We start from the raw sequence: 20478 nt of genomic DNA, 5'->3' as shown, positions 1-20478 counted from the left end.
GGCCAAACCATGTTGGATATAAGAAACTTCGATCACATTGGCATCCGCATCAGCGACCGCGATACATCAGTCGCCTTCTATGAGTTGCTGGGATTCGAGTTGATCGCGGATGGCGGCTATGACCATGGCCATCCGTTGGTGATGCTGCATCCGTCCGGGATCAACATCAACCTGTTAGGCCCCGCTACAGCTAAAGCTGGTGAAAACGTCTTGATGGATGAGGTCGAGAAGTTTCCCGGCATCACGCACCTAGCCGTCAAGGTAAGGGACGCCGAAGCAACCGAGGCCTTTGTTACCGAACGCAGCATAGCCATAACAGGCCGTCGAGAATTTCGCGGTACCAAGACAATTTTCATCCGCGATCCGGATCGTAATGTCCTGGAACTTGTTGGTCCCGGACCATCTGTCGCGCAACTGATCGCCGAGCATGTGCACGGTTGAACCCCCATCATTAATGGAGATGCTCCCATGACCACTTTCATCAAACCGTTCGCCACTGCCCTGAGCTTGACGATCAGCGCCGTAGCACTCCCTGCAACCGCAGAAATACCTATGATCAAAACAGTGGATGGTGTCGCAACATACCCAGACGGCTATCAAGGCACGCCTGTCCGAGCCGCAGATAATGACCCGTTTCTGACACCGACTAACTCGGCGCTGATCCTTATCGACTACCAGCCGCCGATTTTGGCTGGGGTTAAGAATATCAACCACGAAGAGCTGATCAACAACACCACTGGTCTGATAAAGACCGCCGTGATCTACGACATCCCGATCATATTCAGCCATGTAGCCGTAGGATTGAACGGCTATGATCCTATGATCGAAGAATTGCGCGAACTGGCCCCGAACGCGGTATTTGTTGACCGGACCAATGTGAACGCTTGGGAAGAGCCTGAATTTGTAGCTGCAGTTGAAGCAACGGGCCGAAAGAAGCTGATAATGGGCGGTCTTTGGACGGATGTGTGTCTGGCTTATCCCGCGATTGAGGCCGAGTTGGCCGGATATGACGTCTACGTTCCGGAAGACGCCGTTGGATCGATCACTCAGACCAGCCACGCAAACGGCATGCGCCGCATGATCGAGGCTGGTGTTGAACCTATAACATGGAATGTGGTTCCAGCCGAACTGCAACGCGACCACGCGCGCACCGATAAACTGCAGGCCGTCACTCGCGTGTTTATGGAGCATCTTTTCAAAGTTGACCCGGACTCAACCTGGTAAATTCAACATCTGTCAGGGGCTTCGGTCCCTGGCGGCGAATTCTGCTTGAAATCAGGCTTTACCTGTTTGCACTTGAGCAGTTTACAGAAAGCCGGCGTCTGTTACTATGGGGAGCCTGATTGGGACGGCTCCCCGCTGCTGATTGCGGTTCAGCAACAACTTGTCCTTCCGGGCACAAACACCAAAATCGAGAACAGCCCGAACCCACCATTTGCTTGAGGTTGCCATTGTAACGGTTGGGTCCGTCAAATCAGGCATTCGCGACATTGGCAATTTAATGGTCCGAACTCACACCATAGGCAATTTTGCGCACCCTCGGGGCTGTATTCTATGTTGGCTGAATGGCGGAAACAGCTGAGCCTTCCACAGTTACTCGATGCATCAGGCGTCGAAATCCGTGATAGTCGTTGATGGCCTTGTGCCATGTCGCTCGGTTGTCCCACATGGTGATGTCTCCAGTCCGCCATCGGACGCGGCATTGGAATTCAGGTTGTTTGCAATGTTCATAGAGCATGGCAAGGATTGCATCGGACTCCTCACGGGAGAGGCCCTCGATATGCGTGGTAAACACCGGGTTCACGAATAATCCGCGACGCCCACTCAAGGGATGCGTGATGACTACTGGATGGCGTGCGTCTTGAACGGCGTTTTCTGCGTTGCTCAGACGCCCGCTCGTTGCAGCCTCGCTTTCTTGCGCAGCTGCACCAAAGACATGCCGCGATGAATGAATGGCTGTAAGCCCATGCAGAAACTGGCGCACCGGCACGGACAGTGCGTCATAGGCTGCGCCCATTGAAACAAAAAGCGTGTCCCCGCCGTATGGCGGCATTTCGATGGCATGGAGAATAGAACCCATGGCGGGTTCTTGATCGTACGAATGGTCGGTATGCCATCCTTCGCCGACCGCTTCTCTTTGATCCTTTTCCTTAAGCACCATGGCGATCTCAGGATGGCCATCGACAGGTCTGAAGAATCGATTGACATTGATCGGACCGAAGCGACGGGCAAATTCCAGGTGATCGTCTGGGCTGACCTGCTGATCTCTGACGACGATCACAGAGTACTTTGCAAACGCGGCGTGAATATCTTCAAACTGGGTACTGTCGCGGATGTCAGCATCCATGATCTCAGCTCCCAAACCGCCTGTCAGTGGTCTTATGTCCATTATTCTGCTCCTTGCTCTAGTGGCGGAAGTTTAAGGGTGGCCAATGATCGGAGAAACTGAACTATCTGGACACAGTTTTGTTGGTGCTGCGTAAAACCTGCATCTGAACTGGCTCGATCATTTCGTGTACAGTGCGCTGGTTCAGCATAAGTGCGTTTACGTTGTTCAAACTTAACCTTCGATAACATCGGTCCCCGCATTTCGATCAACCTGCACTACGGATAAGCCTGCCTCTTACTGCAGCGCTAGCACGTTGGTCAGACGAATGCTATTTGCGCGGTCAAATGGACTTTGGCGAGCAAGGATTAGGAAGCTTGCAATTGATGCTCCTTTGCGAAATTTATGGCTGTTTCACTGATCATGGCTGAATGGGTGTGGATCGCTTTGGTGCTGGATCCGGATGATGCCCAGAGGTCTCAAAACTCTGATGTTTCTTATGCAGAAAGGGGTAGGTGATTTGTCGGCAGCGCAAAGGCTCTTTCATGTGCCGTGGTTTTTTGACGGGCTCATTGGGCTTTGAACGGTTTTAAGCTTTCTTGAAACTGTTCGATGAATTCGAGTGTCACCAGTGACGGTTGTTTCAATATTGGGCGCACAAGCGATAGTGTATGTGGAAGCAATGGCTTGAACGGCCTATAGCTCAATCCACGCGTTGAATACTGGATGGCGTCCAACTCGCTTACCACGGAAACTCCGACACCTTTTAGTGCCAACTCACAAGCTGCGGTGAACTGCCTGACTTCGATGTGGGAATTCAACTCTACGTTGGCGCTCTGAAACGCTTTGGAAAGCCGCCCAAAAAAGTCGCTGTCGCGTCGTGTATGGATAATTTTAGCCGTTGTAATATCCGCTGGTGTCACCTCGGAGAGGCTTTCCAATTCATGCCCGGTGGGAAACACGCAAACTGTGCGGACATTGATGTTTCTGCTTTCAACGGCCGGGTGACCGTTAAAACTGTCCGTGATCCCGAAATCATACTGCTCACCTATCATCCACTCGAGAATCCGTTCCGGTCGGTCTGGTTCAATCGTCAGGGTGACGCCGGGCCGATCCTGCAAAAACTTGGCGACGACATCGGGAAGATGACTTGTGGCGAACCCCGGTAAGCAAGCGACGCGGATGTGACCCGCTTTGCGCTGTGTGATGTCCTGACTGACATCCGAGATTTGCTTCATCAATTCCAGAACGCGCTCTACGCTGGGTTGCAGATATCGTACCTCCTGCGAGGGCACCAAGCGACCTTCGCGGCGATCAAAAAGCTGAAAGCCAAGTGATTTTTCCAAATCAGAAAGCAGTCTACTGACTGCGGGCTGACTTATCCCAAGATCCGTTGCCGCAGCAGTGACCGACCCATTGGTGGAAACGGCCATGAGCGCTTCCAATTGCCGGATCCGCAAAGTTTGACTCATATTTTGAACCTGGTTCGTTGTTTCCCTGGTTGGTTTATAATGTAATGTTATGTTTTTCTCAAAAATTAAATGCTTGAATTATAAAATTGTAACGTTAACGTCGTGAAATCGTCATGTGTGCTGATTACGCGTTGCGGTCGGTATTCAACGAAGCATCAACCCCTGATGCATGGGAGGAATCATGAAAAAGAATTTTCTAGGCGCTCTCGCCTTAACAACTGCTCTGTCGCCGGTGGCGGCTATGGCGCAAACCGAAATTCAGTTCTGGCATGCCTTCACCGGTCGACTAGGCGATCTTGTGAAGGCTCAGGTTGAAGAGTTCAATGCCAGCCAAGATGAGTTCACTGTAGTAGAAAGCCATAAAGGCAACTATTCGGAAACCTTGAATGCGGGTATTGCTGCTTTCCGAGCAGGTGAACAACCACATATCCTGATGGTTTTCGAAGTAGGCACGGCAACGATGATGTCGGCCGAAGGGGCTATCAAACCCGTGTATGAAGTGATGGCTGAAAGCGGTGCATCATTCGATCCTGATGCCTACATTGGTGCCGTCAAAGGCTACTATACGACCACTGACGGGGACATGCTGTCGCTGCCCTTCAACTCGTCCACACCCGTTCTCTGGGTCAATCGCGATGCTATGGAAGCGGCGGGTGTTGACCCTGACACGGATTTGTCGACCTGGGAAAAGGTTGGTGACGTTCTTGACCAGCTTAAGGCTGGGGGTGAAGACTGTCCGCTGGTCACTGCTTGGCAAAGCTGGATCCACCTTGAGAACCTTTCGGCCTATCACGACGTCCCATTCGCATCGAAGGACAATGGATTTGCCGGTCTTGATACCGAGCTGATGTTGAACGGACCGACGCAGGTGGCACACCTGACCGCGATGGGTGACTGGGCCAAAGATGGTAAATTCATCTATACCGGCCGCAGAAACGAAGGTGGCGCGAACTTCCGGGCAGGTGAATGCGCACTATTCACCGAAAGTTCGGCAGGTTATGCCGGCATTAGCTCTGAGGCTGAGTTCGAATTCGACGTGCGCCCATTGCCCTATTGGGAGGCGGTCGTAAGCGAGCCGCAAAACACCATTATTGGTGGCGCTTCGCTTTGGGTGATGGAGGGTCACGATCCTGAAGAATACAAAGGTGTCGGTGAATTCCTGAGCTTCCTTTCGTCTTCGGACGTTCAGGCGAACTGGCATCAGAACACAGGGTATCTTCCAATCACCGCCGAAGCTGGCGTCGCGACCCGAAATGCTGGTTTCTATGAAGAAAACCCAGGTACTGACATTGCTGTCATACAGATGACCGCCAAAGAGCCGACTGCGAATTCGAAGGGTCTGCGTCTGGGGTCGTTTGACCAGATTCGCGGCATCATCGACGAAGAGCTCGAGGCTGTCTGGTCCGGTGAAAAGACCGCTCAGGAAGCAATGGACAGTGCGAAAGAACGCGGCGATGCCCTGCTGCGCCGGTTCGAGTCTGCCAATCAATAAGTCCTAATTTGATGCGGGCCTGTTTCGGGCCCGCATCTTCTTTATTCGGTGGTTTATCGGGATGGAAAAACGCGTCACCTTTCGCGGCTGGCTTCTGCCATTGGCGCTGATCGCCCCGCAGGTCATCATCTCCGCTGTCTTCTTCTTCTATCCGGCCGGGCAGGCGGTGTGGCAGTCCCTGTTCATTCCTGACCCATTTGGGCTGTCGTCCCAATTTGTTGGATTGGGTAACTTTGAATTCCTGCTGAGCGATAAATTCTACCGTGCTTCTTTCGTGACGACGGCGGTGTTTTCAACGCTCGTAACACTGTGTTCAATGATCCCGGCGTTGTTTCTGGCGGTCATAGCGGACCGCCTGATCAAAGGATCGGGTGTTTACCGGACGCTGCTGATCTGGCCCTATGCCGTTGCTCCCGCGGTTGCAGGCGTGCTGTGGCTGTTCATGTTCAACACACGTGTTGGTGTCGTGTCGTGGTACCTCGGCCAGCTTGGTTATGACTGGAACCACGTTCTGAACGGCACCGAGGCCATGGGCCTGGTGGTTGTAGCCTCAGCCTGGGGGCGTATCAGCTATAACTTCTTGTTCTTCTTTGCAGCGCTGCAGTCGGTCCCAAGATCGGTGATCGAGGCTGCGGCAATTGACGGCGCGCGCTTCTGGCGCCGGTTCTTCACAATCGTGCTGCCGCTTTTGTCACCAACCGCGTTCTTCCTGTTGGTGGTGAATGTTGTCTATGCATTCTTTGAGACCTTTGGCGTCATCCACACGATCACTGGCGGTGGCCCACAGCAGGCGACGACCATTCTAGTCTACAAAGTCTTCTCGGATGGGTTCGTTGGACAAGATCTCGGTTCGTCCTCCGCTCAGTCCGTCATCCTGCTTATTGTCGTTGGTCTGCTGACCGTCATCCAATTCAAATACGTGGAAAAAAGGGTGCACTACTGATGGCAGCCCAACAACACGGAATGGTCGAAAAACGTGGCATGGGGATCTGGTTGACCCATGCCATGATGATCCTTGGCGTCTTAATCATCTTTTTCCCGATCTGGCTGGCGTTCGTGGCATCGACTGTGACCCAGCCGGAAATCGTGTCGCCGCCCATGCCCATTCTTCCCGGCGATCAATTCTGGGAAAACTATAAGGCCGCGCTGTTCTCCGGCGTGAACGTCCCGGTCGCCACAATGTTGTTCAACAGTCTTGTGATGGCCATCGGAATCGCAGTGGGCAAGATCATAATTTCGCTGCTGTCAGCTTTTGCGATCGTCTATTTCCGTTTTCCCGGGCGAACGACGTTCTTTTGGCTGATCTTCCTAACGCTGATGCTTCCGGTCGAGGTTCGTATTGTGCCGACGTTCGAAGTTGTCGCCGGGTTCGGCATGCTCAACAGCTACTATGGGCTGATCTTCCCCTTAATCGCCTCGGCCACGGCAACGTTCCTGTTCCGGCAGTTCTTTCTGACGATCCCGGATGAACTGGCCGAAGCTGCACGCGTCGATGGTGCCCGCCCGATGCGGTTCTTCATTGATATCGTGGTCCCCATGAGCCGAACGAATATCGCGGCGCTGTTCGTGATCCTTTTTATCTACGGGTGGAATCAATATCTCTGGCCGCTGCTCATCACTACCGATCCTGAAATGAACACCATCGTGATGGGTATCAAACAGATGTTCCCATCCGGCGACGACGTAGCGGAATGGCCGGTCATCATGGCCACTTCGATTTTGGCAATGATCCCGCCGGTCATCGTAGTGGTGTCTATGCAAAAGCTCTTTGTCCGCGGCCTTGTCGATAGCGAGAAATAAAAAATGGCAACAGTAAACTTAGAGAATGTCAAAAAGAGCTTTGGCCCGACGGATGTTATCCATGGCATCGACATAGATATTGCGGACGGTGAATTCATCGTGATTGTTGGCCCTTCGGGCTGCGGAAAATCCACGCTTTTGCGAATGGTTGCGGGCCTTGAAACCGTAACGTCCGGTGAAATCCGGATTGGAGAAGAACGAGCCAACGACAAAGAGCCGATGGATCGCGATATCGCGATGGTGTTCCAGAATTACGCGCTCTACCCGCATATGTCGGTGCGCCAGAACATGGGGTATGGGCTGAAAATCGCGGGGCTTCCAAAGAACCAGATTGACCAGAAGGTGACCGAGGCCGCCAAACTGTTGCAGCTGGAAGCTTTGTTGGACCGCAAACCCCGGCAGCTTTCAGGCGGTCAACGCCAAAGGGTGGCAATGGGGCGGGCAATTGTTCGCGAGCCGGCGGTTTTCCTGTTTGATGAACCACTCTCAAATCTTGATGCCAAGCTGCGTGTTCAGATGCGTTTAGAAATCCGCGAGCTTCAGGAAAAGTTAGGAATTACATCGCTTTACGTGACTCACGATCAGGTCGAAGCGATGACGATGGCAGACAGGATGATCGTGATGAACGGAGGCATCGCTGAGCAGATTGGGACGCCATTGGAGGTATATGAAACACCAGGAACACTTTTCGCGGCTCAGTTTATTGGTAGCCCTGCAATGAATATCTTTGATGCTCAGCGTGAAAACGGAACGGTTAAGATAGGGGGCTTAGAGATTGGCCCATCCACGGGGCCTGATACCCCACTAAAGCTTGGAATCCGACCAGAGCATCTGTTTCTGGACGACAATGGTCCGTTGGAAGCCGCTATTCAGATGGCGGAACCGCTAGGCGCAAACACCTTATTGCATGGCCAGCTCACGGATGCAGGCGACGCGATTACGATAAGTCTTCCGGGTGTCCACCCAATCGAAGGCCGGCATCCGAGCATGCGGTTCTCAGTTGCCTCAGAGCACATGCATCTGTTTGACCATTCATCCGGCAAGAGGTTGGAAGGCTGATGGTCTTTCCACAGGTTGAAGCCTTTCGTGGTGGCAAAAACCTGATCCGGGTTGTGGGGCATCGAGGTGCGCGGGGTGTGCTGCCCGAAAACAGTATGATTGGCTTTGACTTTTCGCTCTCTATCGGCGTCCCGCTGCTTGAGTTTGATGTTGTCCTGACGGCCGATGACGTACCGGTCATAACCCACAACCATCGGCTGCACGCTCCTAGCTTTCGTGACGCAAATGGCCTGTTTCTAACAGGAGAAGAGCCGAAGGTCTCGTCATTGACGTTCGAGCAAATCCAGCAATTTGACATCGGGCGGTTGGATGGTCACTCGGCTTATGGCCAACGGTTTCCGGACCAAGCTCAACTGGATGGCATCCGTGTTCCAAAGTTGCAGGATTTGCTGGATTTGGTTGATGATCCAAAATATGGCGACGCCTATTTGATGCTCGAACTGAAGTCGGATCCGGATTTGGCTCACGATGCGCTTTATAGGAGGAAATTTGTCGAGCGGGTTCTTCAAGAAGTACGCGACAAAGGATTGTCTTCGCGCGCGGTGCTCCACAGTTTTGATTGGAACCTGTTGGAGGAGTGTCAGCGGCAGGCTCCTGACATGCCGTCTTCCTACCTGACGCAGCTTCCGGAAAACGCGGCGGATGTTGGTGAGGATTCCTCGAAAGCGGTTTGCCCTGACTTTCGTGGTCGTCGTGATGAAATTCCAAATTTGGTCAAGCAAGCTGGCGGTTCGCTTTGGTGCCCATACTACACGGATGTAACGGCTGAAAATGTGGCGCGCGCAAAAGAACTGGGCCTATGTGTTGCCGTGTGGACGGTCAATTCGCACGAAGAAATAGGCAGAATGATCGACCTGCGCGTGGATGCAATTGTATCTGATTATCCTGGGCGGGTTCAAAGGCATCTGTCGGATTTGGGCATGAGGTGGAGTGTCGATTGCCGGTGAGCACCGCGCCACAAAAGCTGACGCCGTTCATGTTCTTTTCAGTTGCAGTTGGGAAGGATCAGACACATCAACTAGCCTAAATTTGCAAAAGAACCATCGTCTAAAGTACTGTGCAATTGTCAGGTAGCCGCATTGGATCATGCCGAAAGGCTGGCCAATGGATGCGATTAAGATCCGTGTGCAGCAGAAATTACTTCGCTTGGAGAGGTCGGCGTGAACAGTGTGTTACACTAACAAAAAACATACCGAGAAAAAACAAAGCTATCCGTGAAGTGGCGCATTCAATTAGAGGGGCGCAGTTTGTGAAAACTCAGTGTCGTAGTGAATTTGCGGTGAATGAGCCGATATCCCCCGCTTCATCGAGATAATAATTTGGACCTGCAACCAACGGAAAACCGGATACTCGGGACAAATGCCCAATCAACGAAGCTTTAGTGTTCAATGTAGGCTGAATGTCCGTCTTGCAACCTGATGAAGCCGTCTTGAGGTTCGTTCAATTCAAATACCTCTTGTGCGGATAGGCCCAGGAATATTCCTCGAAACACGCGGGATGTTAGTCCGTGGCCAACAATTATTACTGTTCCTTCGAACGAGCTGCTCGAATACCATGAGGAAACACGATTGTGCACGTCAGCATAGGACTCTCCACCCGGGGGTGGATAATTCCAGCGATCAGAGCATCGCGCTTCCCATTCCTTGGGAAACTGTCGAGTGATCTCTTTTTCAGTCAATCCTTCCCATTGCCCGAAACTGCATTCCACCAAACTGGTCTCGTACTCGATGATTTCTGGCGGCAGACCTAGTTCCTTGATCACGATTGATGCTGTCTGTGCAGCTCGGCCAAGCGGGCTCGAAAATATTGTCAGCGAATGATCGAAAGAAAGGCGGCTTCGTAGTTTACTTGCGTTTGCCAATGCTTGACGAATGCCTCGTTCGGTCAGGGGCGAGTCTCGACGTCCTTGCCTCCGTTTTTGGGAGTTCCATTCGGTCTCGCCGTGACGAAGCAAATAGAAGGTTGGGCTGATGTTCTGGTCTCGCACTTGTTGACTACTTTATTCATCGACGCAAAGCGAAGTAATTCTGATTTTTAGTTTAAGCAGTATCTCGTCTAAGCGGGCAACTATTGTCGAAAAAAGCAACCAATCCTCTGGTTGACACAATTGATAACACGAATGAAGGGCCGCTACACGACCTGTGCGTTAAATGAGGCGTCGCTCATTTTGATCCTTTAAGGGCTCTCCGCCGACTTGGTTTGCGCTTAACTTCGATGACATCTTCTCGGATGCGTGGACATGATGGGAGAACTTATAGGCGAAAATCGCAAAACTTGCGCGTAGTGGGTATTGGGGTCGTATCAAAATCAACGGCTTCGCTAAGGCCGGATGGCTGAATACTGTGTCGCTCGATATTCGTATCGGCGACTGACCCTGCTCTGAAAAGCGCGTTCAGAAAAGGGCTCAACTGCGATTGATATATTCCGCGATGGCTGCCCGACTGCCGTGTTTCCAGATCGTAGTTAGCCAGAAGGTAAAAGCTCTGGGAAAGTCTGCGCCGAGGGCGCAAGCATCGCTATAGTGTTGCTGGCCGACCCAGAGTTCTGGATCGTCTTTGGAAGCCAGCGAAGCTTTCTGTAGACTCTCCCATTGGGGGTCATTGGGGGCGATTTCGGAGCCATCTTCACGGTATCCTGCACACATCCGGCACCAGAAAGCTTCGGCCAGCGCGAGCCCGCTTATGGAAGAGCCTGCCGCAAGTGCATCACGAAGTGACGGCAGCAGGAACCCGGGGTGTCGCGCCGATCCATCGAAAGCAACCCGGCGCGTCGTGTCGTGAATGGCCGTATTTGCAAATCGCGTCTCAACCTGCTCAAGGTATTCATTTGCAGTCGCTCCGGGGACGGCTGCGACATGAGGCAGAATTTCTTCTTCTTGGACCTTTCTGAAAAACGCCAGGATATCCCGGTCCTGCATGCAATCCGAAATTGTCGGGACATTCAGTATTTCGCCGACATTAGCAAGCAACTGGTGACCGCCGTTCAAGATGCGCAGTTTCATCGTCTCATAGCTTTGGACATCACGGGTCAGCGTGACGCCAACCTGTTCCAGGGGTGGGCGCCCGGCGCAGAAATCGTCCTCGATCACCCATTGGCGATAGTTCTCGTGCGAGACGGGTGCTTGGTCATCGACGCCAAGTGCGTGGCATTGTGATATCACTTGGTCTGTTGTAGCGGGCACGATGCAATCCACCATTGAATTGGGGAATGCGCCGTTCTGGTCTATCCAGTCGGCCAGAGCAGGGTCAGACAGGCGTGCTAGACCGACAACGCAGTTCCTCAGGATCACGCCATTATCCTTAAGGTTATCGCAGCTCAGCGCGGTGAAGGGTTTGATGCCCTGCGCCCTGCGCTGCTTGAGCGCCGCAATGATCGCACCGAAGGCCGTGCGCGGCTGGTTTGGATTTGCTGCATCATGAAGAATTTCTTGGTGATCTGTGTCGAGGGCACCCGTGTTGGCATCTCGGTAATATCCACCTTCGGTCACTGTCAAAGACACAATCTTGATGGAAGGCTCGGACATCTTGCGGATCAACGCTGCATTGCCTGCCTCGACCGGAAGATAGTCGATCATCGGACCAATTACCTGGGCGGACATCCCTTTCGGGTCCAGTTCGATCAATGTCGTCAAGCAGTCCTGCGCCAGCAGACGCCCTCGCATCTCGGAATCGTAGCTTCGCACACCGGCTCCGATGATTGCCCAGTCGTGGGCCTGACCTTGCTGCATCAACTGATGGATATACCAAGCCTGATGCGCGCGGTGAAAATTCCCAAGACCGATATGGACAATGCCGGGCGTCAGGTCCGAGCACCTGTAAGATGGGGTCCTGACAGTTGTCGGCAGGTTTGAAAGGTTATCTCGCCTTAGATGTACTGCAGGATTTGCGTTTGCCACAGGATTCATCAGCTCATCCAGTTTCCGCCATCGACGTTATATGTCTGGGCGACAATGTACCTGGCTTCGTCAGAGGCCAGAAACACAGCCATCCCGGTCAGATCCTCTGCGCGACCCATCCGCCCATAGGGAACAGCTGCCGCCACTTCGCGTTTCTTTTGGCCGAGCGGTTTATCTTCATGTTTTGCAAAGAACGCATCAACGCCGTCCCAATGCTCGCCATCAACAACACCCGGAGCAATTGCGTTCACGTTGATTCCATGAGCGATCAGGTTCAGCCCTGCCGATTGGGTCAGCGATATGATCGCCGCCTTGCTGGCGCAGTAAACCGCGACCAAAGGTTCCCCCCTTCGCCCAGCCTGAGATGCCATGTTGATGATCCGACCTTTGGTCCCGTGCTCGATCATGTGCCGGGCGACCGCCTGCATCGTGAACAAAGCACCCGAGACGTTGATGTCAAACACGCGGTTGTAGTCTTCCCGCTCGATCTCAACGATTGGGGCGGCGGTGAAGATTGCCGCATTGTTGATCAGAATGTCGATAGGGCCGAAATGTGTAGCGGCTCTTGCGACGGCCTCATCTATGCTTTGTTGGTTTGTCACGTCCATCTCGATGGCGAATGCAACCTGACCCAATTCTGCGGCGGCGTCTTTCGCACGCTGGATGTCGATATCGGCGATGGCAACACGCGCGCCTTCTGCAACATAAGCTTTGGCAAAGGCCAATCCGATGCCTCGCGCAGCCCCGGTGATCAGGGCGGTTTTGCCTGCCAAGCGTGTCATTCGATCCGCAAGCCTTTCGCGTCAAACCGATGGATGACATCTGCACGCGGGGTCAGGTGAATTCGATCCCCATGGCGGAAGCCGACCTCACCATCTGCGCGGACGGTAATGGTTTCGGCCAGGCCGGTCTCGTGGACGTGAAAAAAGGTGTCCGATCCCAAGTGTTCTGAAACGCTGACGATCCCGGACCATTCACCTTCAGTCTCCGAAACCGCGATGTGTTCCGGGCGAATACCGATTGTTTGTGCACCGTGTTTCGTCGCCTCTGGTCCTTCGATGAAGTTCATTTTGGGCGAGCCGATGAACCCTGCAACAAATAAGTTGCGCGGCGTCCGATATAATTCAAGCGGGCTGCCGACCTGTTCGATCACACCGGCCTGAAGCACGACGATCTTGTCGGCCATTGTCATGGCTTCAACCTGATCGTGCGTCACGTAAATCATCGTTGTCGCCAGACGTTCGTGCAGTTCGCTGATCTCCAGCCGCATGCCAACGCGCAGCGCCGCGTCTAGGTTTGAAAGGGGCTCGTCGAACAGGAATGCCGCGGGCTCACGAACAATGGCGCGACCAATGGCAACGCGCTGGCGTTGCCCACCTGAAAGCTGCCCTGGGCGGCGGTCGAGATAATCGCTCAGGTTCAGGACGCTTGCCGCGCCTTCGACCCGCTTGTCGATTTCGGCCTGATCCAGCTTGGCCATACGCAAGGGAAAGGCGATGTTCTTGCGCACACTCATATGCGGGTACAGAGCATAAGACTGGAACACCATTGCCAGACCACGTTTGGCGGGCGGTACGTCGGTTGCATCCGCGCCATCAATGTCGATGGAGCCCGAAGTGATGTCCTCTAGCCCCGCAATGAGCCGCAACAGCGTGGACTTGCCACAACCAGAGGGCCCGACGAAGACGGTGAATTCACCGTCCTCGATAGTCAAATCTAGTGGTGGAATGACCTCTACATCACCGAAGCTTTTGGTCACTGACTTGAGTTGGATACGTCCCATAGTCGTCTTCCTTATTTCACAGCGCCGAAAGTCAGGCCGCGGACAAGTTGTTTCTGGCTGAACCAGCCAAGGATGAGGATTGGTGCGATCGCCATGGTCGATGCCGCGCTGAGCTTGGCGAAGAACAGGCCTTCGGGGCTGGAATAGCTGGCGATGAATGCGGTAAGCGGCGCTGCGTCAACGGCGGTCAGGTTGAGCGTCCAGAATGCCTCGTTCCAGGCAAGAATGAAGTTCAGTAACACGGTCGAGGCGATGCCGGGCACGGCCATGGGTGTCAACACATAGAGGATTTCCTCTTTCAGCGTGGCACCATCCATCCGGGCGGCTTCCAGAATCTCACCGGGGATTTCACGGAAATAGGTGTAAAGCATCCAGACGATGATCGGCAGGTTGATCAGCATCAGCACCACGACCAGCCCTCCGCGCGTGTCCAGTAGACCCAACCGGATGAACAGCAGATAGATCGGGTAGAGAACACCCACCGCGGGCAGCATCTTGGTGGACAGCATCCACAGCAGGATGTCCTTGGTACGCTTGGACGGCACGAAGGCCATGGCCCATGCAGCGGGCACTGCGATGATCACGCCCAGAATGGTTGATCCACCTGCGATGATCACCGAATTCCACAGGAACCGCATGTAATCCGAGCGTTCCTGTACGATTGCATAGTTCTCGAGCGTCCAATCGAAGTTCAGGAACAGCGGTGGGCTGGCGATCGCCTGAGCTTCGGTTTTGAAGCTGGTCAGGATCGTCCAGAGGATCGGGAAAAAGATCAGCAGACCAACGGCCCAGGCAAGGGCGGTGTTCAGCGATTTACGACGGGATGTGACGGCGCGGGCCATGGTCGTTCCTCCTCACGCGTCCAGGTTTTTGCCGACGATGCGCATCAGGAAGATCGCAACGATATTGGCAAGGATGATGGCGTAGACACCTCCGGCTGATCCGAGGCCGACATTCTGGCTTTCCAGCACACGCTGGAAGATCAGGTAGGTGAGGGTGCGGGTGCCGAAGGCGCCGCCGGTGGTCACGAAGATTTCGGCGAAGATCGACAGAAGAAAGATCGTCTGGATCAGGATCACGATGGTTATCGCGCGGCTCAGATGTGGCAGGACGATGTGATAAAAGCGTTTCAGGACTGGCGCACCATCCATTTCGGCTGCTTCCAGCTGTTCACTGTCCAGTGACTGAATTGCGGTCAGCAGGATCAGTGTCGCGAAGGGTAGCCACTGCCATGAGACGATCATGATGATCGAAGTCATCGAGGCCTCGGATAGCCATGAGATCGGCTCGGCCCCGAAAAAGCGCCATAGATGGGCCAGCAACCCATTCACAGGATCCATGAACATGTTCTTCCACACCAACGCAGACACCGTGGGCATGACAAAGAAGGGAGCGATCACGAGGATACGGACAACGCCCTGACCCCACATGGGTTGATCCAGCAGCATCGCTAGTAGAATGCCTAGAATTACGGTGATCACCAAGACGCCGCCTACGATCATCAACGTCGCTTGCACGGCGGGCCAGAAGGAGCTGGACGAGACGAACCGGACATAGTTGTCGAACCCGACCCAGCCCAAGTCGCCACCGCGAAGGGGCAGATATTTCTTGAAGGAAAAATACAGCGTCATCGTCAGGGGCACGAGCATCCAGCCAAGTAGCAGGACCACTGCGGGTGCCATCATCAGGCGCGCGACGGATCGGGAATGTTGAGTTGCCATGACGCAAACCCTCTCTGTTCAGGCATAACCAAAGCCTGCGAGAAAAACGCGAGTTGTGGAAGGGTAGAGCGGGGGGCAGACCTCTGCCCGCCCGCCGGGGAGGGATGCCTCAGTAGCCTGCGGCTTCCATTTCTTCGGTGGTGAAGGCCTGCGCTTTGGCGAGTGCTTCGTCCACTGACTGCTGTCCGGCATAAACTGCCGAGAACTCCTGACTTACTTGCGTAGCGATGCCGGCAAACTCGGGGATCGCGACGAACTGGATACCCGTGTATGGCGTCGGCTGTGCGCAGCAATTCTGTGGATCGGCCATCAGGATCGACTCTAAGGTCATGTTCGCAAAGGGAACTTCCTTGTAGTTCGGGTTCTCATAGAGCGAGGTTCGCGCGCCCGGCGGCACATTGGCCCAGCCTTCATTTTCGGCCACCAACTCAATGTAGTCTTTCGAGGTCGCCCATTCGATGAATTGCTTTGCCGCGTCCTCTTGCTGCGTGCCCGCTGGGATCGCTAGCGCCCAGGCCCACAACCAATTGGCGCGTTTATCTACGCCTTCCGAGTTCGGTGCCAGTGCAAAACCAACCTTGTCTGCCACTGTCGAGTCGTCAGGGTTGGTCACGAAGGACGCCGCGACGGTTGCGTCGATCCACATGCCACACTTGCCCTGCTGGAACAGCGACAGGTTTTCATTGAACCCATTGGTGGCGAAGCCCGCCGGGCCAGATTCATTCATCATGTCGACGAAGAAAGTGAGCGCTTCTTTCCATTCCGGCTGATCGAACTGGGGCTTCCAATCCTCGTCAAACCAGCGTGCGCCGAAGGAATTGCCTGTCACCGTGATAAAGGCGCCGCCTTCACCCCAACCAGCCTTGCCACGTAGGCAGATGCCGTTGATGTCATTGTCCCGATCCGTCATCGCAGCGGCAGCTTCGCGGATGAATTGCCAGGTCGGCGCGTCGGGCATTTCAAGGCCGGCCTGTTCCATCAGGTCAGTGCGGTACATGATCATCGAGCTTTCACCATAGAATGGCGCTGCGTACAGCGTCCCTTCATGGCTTAGGCCCCCCGCCATTGCGGGCAGAATGTCCCCGACATCGTAGTCTTCGGACAAACCATCCAGCGGAACCAACCAGCCATTCGCGCCCCAGATGGGCGTCTCGTACATGCCGATGGTCATGATGTCGAACTGACCGCCCTTGGTCGTGATGTCGGTGGTGACGCGCTGACGCAGCACGTTCTCTTCCAGCGTTACCCATTCGACGTCGATACCGGTCGCTTCGGTGAATTTGTCAGTATAGCCCTGCATCCGGATCATGTCGCCATTATTCACGGTGGCGATCGTGATGGATTGCGCGTGGGCTGCGGCCGTAGCGACGAATGTCAATGCAGTCGCCGCGCGAAGTGCGTGCTTCAGATACATCCCTGTCCTCCCTGAGCTTGGATGTCGTGCAGAGAGCGTAAAGTGTAAATTGTCGCGCCGTCAATAAAAACTTTACGCGCGTTAAAATTATTGAGTTATGCCGAATTCCTTAATACGAGCCGCGCAGGGAAAAGAGTTTCTGTTCGTGTCTCAAATTCTCCCCCGTTTTCAATGAGTTCGAACAGCGTTTCGACACTTCTTCCGGCCACGTTGTCGTAGTCATGCGCAGCTGTGGTCAGAGAAGGGCAGGTGAATTTTGCGAACGGATGATCGTCATTTGAGGCCACGCGCAGCGTGCAATCGTTCTTGCGTCCGACCCGAATCCCCTGTTCGTAACAGGCCGCAAGAAAGCCAATTGCCAGTCGGTCATTGCTGCATAGAACTGAATTCGTCCTCAATTGACGCTCGTCCAGAACTTTCAACGCGCCCCGGTGACCGATTTCTTCAAATGCCCAGCCTATGCCGTCGACTTTGATGATATGAGGCTCGAACCCGAGACGCTCCATCACCTCAACATAGGCTTTTCGACGTTTGTTGGCGTTCGGATTCGCAGGCGTACGCATTTCAAAGAAAGATGGCGGTTCGCCCGTGCGGGTCATGTATTCGACGGTTTGTGACACAAAACTGAAATTGTCCGATCCAACAAAGGCAGCCCCCAAACCATCCAGGTTGCTGTCAAATAAGACCGTTGGCACGTTGGCACAGAATTTCTCGATCGCGGATCGGTCCGAGATACGCCCCAAAGGGGCTAGCAAAACCCCGGCGGGTTTCAGGGATTGCAGGCCGTCCAGAATTTCGTTCTCGAGCTTTTGCTCGCCATGTGAGCTGAAGAGAGACGGTCGATAGCCCGCCGCGATGCAGGATTGTTCCAGATACCGTGCGATTTCTGCAAAGAAAGGGTCAGACAAATAGGGTACGACGATGCCGATATTCTTGGTCAGCTTTCGGTTCTGGTTCACCGCATAAATGTTAGGGCGGTAATCAAACCGTTCGAGCGCTTCTTCGATGCGCGCCCTTGTCGTCGGGCGAACACTTTCGGGATCATGGAAATATTTGGATACCGTGGGCCGCGAAATGCCGCTGAGGGCCGCGAACTCTTCCATATTCTTAATCTTGTTCATGCTAGTCTGCCTGCGGATCATAGCCGCCTTGATTTTATCGTATCTTTACATATTCTTTGCGCGCGCTAAAAAATCAATAGCCAGACGGTCTCCGAGTAGTTGAACGGGGCGAGGGGTTTGAATGTATCTCGGGATCGATATCGGAACTTCGACTGTCAAGCTTGCGTACGCGGATAGGGACCGGATTCTCGCGACATCTTCGGTGGGGATACAGACATCTTCACCCCAACCCGGCTGGTCTGAGCAGCACCCGGACCTTTGGTGGAAGGCGACAGTAGACGCTTTGAACCAACTTGTGGGCCGAATTGAGTTGTCCGAAATCAAGGCCGTCGGATTGTCCGGTCAAATGCATGGTGCCGTTTTGCTGGACCGCGATCTGCGTCCGATCCGCCCGGCGATCCTTTGGAATGACAGCAGATCAGCACGCGAGTGTGATGAACTGCGTGCGGTCGAACCACAGATTGGACAGATTGCGGGTGTCCTGCCCTTGCCAGGCTTTACCGCACCTAAGATTGCATGGCTTAGACAACATGAGCCCGAACATTACGGTCGACTTGCCCATATCCTGCTGCCCAAAGACTATATCGGCTTATGTCTGCATGGAGAATTGGCAACCGATACGTCCGATGCGGCCGGAACAATGTGGCTTGATCAGGCGTCGCGCAAATGGAATGCCGCTGTCACCGAAGCCACATTTGTAAAGCCCGACTGGTTACCGCCAGTATTCGACGGTCAAACGGTTGTTGGGAAAGTGACCGCACGTGCTGCGGCAGAGACAAGGCTGAAACCCGGTATTCCCGTCGTGACCGGAGGAGGGGACGCGGCAACAGGGGCGGTGTCATTGGGTGCTACCGAGCCAGGGCGTGGGTTCATCTCACTTGGGACATCCGGTCAGCTATTTGCGGCTAATCGAAGTTATAAGCCTAACCCTGAAAGCTATGTTCATGCTTTTGCACACACGCTGCCCGATCGTTGGTATCAAATGGCTGCGATGCTGAACGGGGCAAGGCCCATTTCATGGATTGGGGATCAGTTGGGGCTGACTTCTACCGAAGTTGTCGCGCTTGCTGAAACGGTCAACGGTGATCGCGTTCCGATTTTTCTGCCCTATCTGACGGGTGAACGCAGCCCGCACGGAGACCCACGTATTCGGGCCAGTTTCTTTGGACTGGAGGATTCAACAACACGTGCTGACATCTGCCGCTCTGTAGTTGAGGCAATTGCGTTTAGCTTTGCCGATGCAGCGCTCAGTTTTGGTGACACAATTGACGACCTGCCCGAATTGGCCGCCATAGGAGGCGGCAGCCGATCAGAATTGTTGCTTGGTTTGATCGCAACGGTGATTGGAAAACCCATTGTACGATCTGATGGGGCGGATTCCGGTCCGGCATATGGCGCAGCCCGGCTGGCGGCGTGTGGTCTCGGCGCGTTGACGAAAGCTGATTTGGCATATCAGCCGCCCACAACCGAAAGGTTTTAACCCACTGAAATGACTGCACTTTCCGAACGGTTGATGAAATTTCGCCGACTTTATTCTGCGGTTAAAGGTGTAAATTGATCGCACTAATAATCTTCAGTATTTAGATCGTCCCCCGCGCTAGATGGACCTGCGTTGGTGAAGCAATAGGCATGACATGGATCGACGTATGGGTGATAACTAGGTCTGAGAGGTGCAGATCATGCCTTCAATTTTCGGTAGGAATAGGTGCTGAGGATCTGAGTTTTGGGCTGAGCTATGGCTATCTTGACCACAATGAAATGCGTGATGTTAGCGACCCAGAGCCCCTCAGGAACAAATCTGCACCATTACAGCAAGAGCGAAAGGGGTTGCGAAGCAAAAACTCGTTATCAGCATAGCCATGGATTAATCCATGTTTCTTGGCGGTTGTTGATAGATACTCGTGGCCCTCAATCTTGTGCTAAGGCGGTAGCACATACTCCCTAGCTGCGCGAACCGCTTGCCGTGATTGGTAGTCTTTTCGGGCGCTCGGAAGAACTCTTTCCAACACTTTTGACTGCGAAGCATTTTTTCGATAGGCAGTTTCAATTACTCGACCGAAACGTGTTTCGCACCACAATCAGCGAATCCGCGAATTAGTCTTGCCGCGTCTTCTTCGTTGTCCGGTACAAGCGGCTGCAGCCTCGCCGAGACGGGAATCCCCAGCCTCACGAGTTCAGCCATCGCATTGAGTCGCTCGGAGACCGCCGGAAAGCAACACTTCTCTGCAGCTAGTGGTGATCGAGGTCTTTCGGGACCCGTCGTGTGAAGTAGAAGACCTCTGCATTCACAAATGAGAAGGGAACGGTTTTGTTCTCCAGCATGTACTACGCCCTTGGTCAGCTCCAGTTAAAGCTGAAGGGAAACAGTAGCTTACCTGTTGGGAATGGTGCCCGG

Annotated in this window: 18 protein-coding genes; 8 read left to right on the top strand and 10 right to left on the bottom strand. The window is 53.9% G+C overall.

All coding sequences use genetic code 11. The features are described 5' to 3' along the window. The first annotated feature begins 9 nt into the window (after positions 1-9). Together ACR0NM_RS15810 and ACR0NM_RS15805 are read left to right on the top strand one after the other, a co-directional pair. Positions 10-441: a VOC family protein gene (locus tag ACR0NM_RS15810; RefSeq protein ID WP_170565241.1), complete on the top strand. Its 432-nt coding sequence runs from the start codon at positions 10-12 to the stop codon at positions 439-441. A gap of 27 nt (positions 442-468) precedes the next feature. Continuing rightward, positions 469-1224 carry an isochorismatase family protein gene (locus ACR0NM_RS15805; protein ID WP_480615595.1) on the top strand — a complete coding sequence of 252 codons (756 nt, stop codon included), beginning with the start codon at positions 469-471 and terminating at the stop codon, positions 1222-1224. A 328-nt stretch (positions 1225-1552) separates the two neighbouring features. Here the strand turns inward: ACR0NM_RS15805 and ACR0NM_RS15800 are convergent, their stop codons facing one another. Together ACR0NM_RS15800 and ACR0NM_RS15795 are read right to left on the bottom strand one after the other, a co-directional pair. Beyond that, positions 1553-2389, bottom strand: coding sequence for a TauD/TfdA family dioxygenase (locus tag ACR0NM_RS15800; protein WP_170597514.1), 837 nt, complete (start codon positions 2387-2389; stop codon positions 1553-1555). Positions 2390-2895: 506 nt separating this feature from the next. Next, positions 2896-3798 (bottom strand): LysR substrate-binding domain-containing protein, encoded by a 903-nt coding sequence (locus tag ACR0NM_RS15795; protein WP_480615593.1) that lies wholly within the window; start codon positions 3796-3798, stop codon positions 2896-2898. A gap of 181 nt (positions 3799-3979) precedes the next feature. Between ACR0NM_RS15795 and ugpB the strand changes: the two genes are divergently transcribed. From ugpB to ACR0NM_RS15770, 5 genes are all read left to right on the top strand, one after another. Next, positions 3980-5290, top strand: coding sequence for a sn-glycerol-3-phosphate ABC transporter substrate-binding protein UgpB (gene ugpB, locus ACR0NM_RS15790; RefSeq protein ID WP_170392713.1), 1311 nt, complete (start codon positions 3980-3982; stop codon positions 5288-5290). A 61-nt stretch (positions 5291-5351) separates the two neighbouring features. Then, positions 5352-6233, top strand: a complete 882-nt coding sequence (ugpA, locus tag ACR0NM_RS15785) for a sn-glycerol-3-phosphate ABC transporter permease UgpA (protein WP_155150415.1) — start codon at positions 5352-5354, stop codon at positions 6231-6233. A gap of 20 nt (positions 6234-6253) precedes the next feature. Next, the gene (gene ugpE / locus ACR0NM_RS15780) at positions 6254-7090 is read left to right on the top strand and encodes a sn-glycerol-3-phosphate ABC transporter permease UgpE (protein ID WP_170392936.1); all 837 of its coding nucleotides are present in this window, start codon (positions 6254-6256) and stop codon (positions 7088-7090) included. A 3-nt stretch (positions 7091-7093) separates the two neighbouring features. Then, on the top strand, positions 7094-8149 hold the full coding sequence (gene ugpC / locus ACR0NM_RS15775) for a sn-glycerol-3-phosphate ABC transporter ATP-binding protein UgpC (protein WP_170392711.1): 1056 nt from the start codon (positions 7094-7096) through the stop codon (positions 8147-8149). After that, entirely contained in the window at positions 8149-9096 is a 948-nt protein-coding gene (locus ACR0NM_RS15770) for a glycerophosphodiester phosphodiesterase family protein (protein WP_480615591.1), read from the top strand. The genes ugpC and ACR0NM_RS15770 overlap by 1 nt, the downstream gene beginning before the upstream one ends. A 431-nt stretch (positions 9097-9527) precedes the next feature. Here ACR0NM_RS15770 and ACR0NM_RS15765 read toward each other — a convergent pair whose 3' ends face one another. From ACR0NM_RS15765 to ACR0NM_RS15730, 8 genes are all read right to left on the bottom strand, one after another. After that, positions 9528-10136 (bottom strand): histidine phosphatase family protein, encoded by a 609-nt coding sequence (locus tag ACR0NM_RS15765; protein ID WP_480615589.1) that lies wholly within the window; start codon positions 10134-10136, stop codon positions 9528-9530. 417 nt (positions 10137-10553) lie between these two features. Further along, a complete protein-coding gene (locus ACR0NM_RS15760; RefSeq protein WP_480615587.1) occupies positions 10554-12053 on the bottom strand; it encodes a mannitol dehydrogenase family protein in 1500 nt (499 codons plus the stop codon). Beyond that, positions 12053-12826, bottom strand: a complete 774-nt coding sequence (locus ACR0NM_RS15755) for an L-iditol 2-dehydrogenase (protein ID WP_170392708.1) — start codon at positions 12824-12826, stop codon at positions 12053-12055. The genes ACR0NM_RS15760 and ACR0NM_RS15755 overlap by 1 nt, the downstream gene beginning before the upstream one ends. After that, positions 12823-13827: an ABC transporter ATP-binding protein gene (locus ACR0NM_RS15750; protein ID WP_170425039.1), complete on the bottom strand. Its 1005-nt coding sequence runs from the start codon at positions 13825-13827 to the stop codon at positions 12823-12825. The genes ACR0NM_RS15755 and ACR0NM_RS15750 overlap by 4 nt, the downstream gene beginning before the upstream one ends. A gap of 11 nt (positions 13828-13838) precedes the next feature. Next, the gene (locus ACR0NM_RS15745; RefSeq protein WP_010443328.1) at positions 13839-14669 is read right to left on the bottom strand and encodes a carbohydrate ABC transporter permease; all 831 of its coding nucleotides are present in this window, start codon (positions 14667-14669) and stop codon (positions 13839-13841) included. Between the two features lie 12 nt (positions 14670-14681). Continuing rightward, a complete protein-coding gene (locus ACR0NM_RS15740) occupies positions 14682-15548 on the bottom strand; it encodes a carbohydrate ABC transporter permease (protein WP_170392706.1) in 867 nt (288 codons plus the stop codon). Between the two features lie 109 nt (positions 15549-15657). Further along, entirely contained in the window at positions 15658-16962 is a 1305-nt protein-coding gene (locus ACR0NM_RS15735) for an ABC transporter substrate-binding protein (protein WP_170392705.1), read from the bottom strand. Between the two features lie 95 nt (positions 16963-17057). After that, on the bottom strand, positions 17058-18083 hold the full coding sequence (locus tag ACR0NM_RS15730) for a LacI family DNA-binding transcriptional regulator (protein ID WP_480615585.1): 1026 nt from the start codon (positions 18081-18083) through the stop codon (positions 17058-17060). A gap of 121 nt (positions 18084-18204) precedes the next feature. On the opposite strand from ACR0NM_RS15730, the gene xylB reads away from it, so the two are divergent. Next, positions 18205-19563 carry a xylulokinase gene (gene xylB / locus ACR0NM_RS15725; protein ID WP_480615583.1) on the top strand — a complete coding sequence of 453 codons (1359 nt, stop codon included), beginning with the start codon at positions 18205-18207 and terminating at the stop codon, positions 19561-19563. The last annotated feature ends 915 nt before the right edge of the window (positions 19564-20478 follow it).

Source organism: Ruegeria sp. AF2 (genome assembly GCF_056542025.1).
Note: the sequence above shows the minus strand (reverse complement) of the source record. Positions and strands in the feature narration are given on the sequence as shown.

What these genes read in the sequence shown, in the direction of transcription:
- ACR0NM_RS15760 (WP_480615587.1), bottom strand. Translation starts at nt 12,053, where the DNA reads ATGAATCCTGTGGCAAACGCAAATCCTGCAGTACATCTAAGGCGAGAT.
- ACR0NM_RS15735 (WP_170392705.1), bottom strand. Translation starts at nt 16,962, where the DNA reads ATGTATCTGAAGCACGCACTTCGCGCGGCGACTGCATTGACATTCGTC.
- ACR0NM_RS15810 (WP_170565241.1), top strand. Translation starts at nt 10, where the DNA reads ATGTTGGATATAAGAAACTTCGATCACATTGGCATCCGCATCAGCGAC.
- ACR0NM_RS15755 (WP_170392708.1), bottom strand. Translation starts at nt 12,826, where the DNA reads ATGACACGCTTGGCAGGCAAAACCGCCCTGATCACCGGGGCTGCGCGA.
- xylB (WP_480615583.1), top strand. Translation starts at nt 18,205, where the DNA reads ATGTATCTCGGGATCGATATCGGAACTTCGACTGTCAAGCTTGCGTAC.
- ACR0NM_RS15805 (WP_480615595.1), top strand. Translation starts at nt 469, where the DNA reads ATGACCACTTTCATCAAACCGTTCGCCACTGCCCTGAGCTTGACGATC.
- ACR0NM_RS15800 (WP_170597514.1), bottom strand. Translation starts at nt 2,389, where the DNA reads ATGGACATAAGACCACTGACAGGCGGTTTGGGAGCTGAGATCATGGAT.
- ACR0NM_RS15730 (WP_480615585.1), bottom strand. Translation starts at nt 18,083, where the DNA reads ATGAACAAGATTAAGAATATGGAAGAGTTCGCGGCCCTCAGCGGCATT.
- ugpB (WP_170392713.1), top strand. Translation starts at nt 3,980, where the DNA reads ATGAAAAAGAATTTTCTAGGCGCTCTCGCCTTAACAACTGCTCTGTCG.
- ugpA (WP_155150415.1), top strand. Translation starts at nt 5,352, where the DNA reads ATGGAAAAACGCGTCACCTTTCGCGGCTGGCTTCTGCCATTGGCGCTG.
- ugpC (WP_170392711.1), top strand. Translation starts at nt 7,094, where the DNA reads ATGGCAACAGTAAACTTAGAGAATGTCAAAAAGAGCTTTGGCCCGACG.
- ACR0NM_RS15750 (WP_170425039.1), bottom strand. Translation starts at nt 13,827, where the DNA reads ATGGGACGTATCCAACTCAAGTCAGTGACCAAAAGCTTCGGTGATGTA.
- ACR0NM_RS15770 (WP_480615591.1), top strand. Translation starts at nt 8,149, where the DNA reads ATGGTCTTTCCACAGGTTGAAGCCTTTCGTGGTGGCAAAAACCTGATC.
- ugpE (WP_170392936.1), top strand. Translation starts at nt 6,254, where the DNA reads ATGGTCGAAAAACGTGGCATGGGGATCTGGTTGACCCATGCCATGATG.
- ACR0NM_RS15795 (WP_480615593.1), bottom strand. Translation starts at nt 3,798, where the DNA reads ATGAGTCAAACTTTGCGGATCCGGCAATTGGAAGCGCTCATGGCCGTT.
- ACR0NM_RS15740 (WP_170392706.1), bottom strand. Translation starts at nt 15,548, where the DNA reads ATGGCAACTCAACATTCCCGATCCGTCGCGCGCCTGATGATGGCACCC.
- ACR0NM_RS15745 (WP_010443328.1), bottom strand. Translation starts at nt 14,669, where the DNA reads ATGGCCCGCGCCGTCACATCCCGTCGTAAATCGCTGAACACCGCCCTT.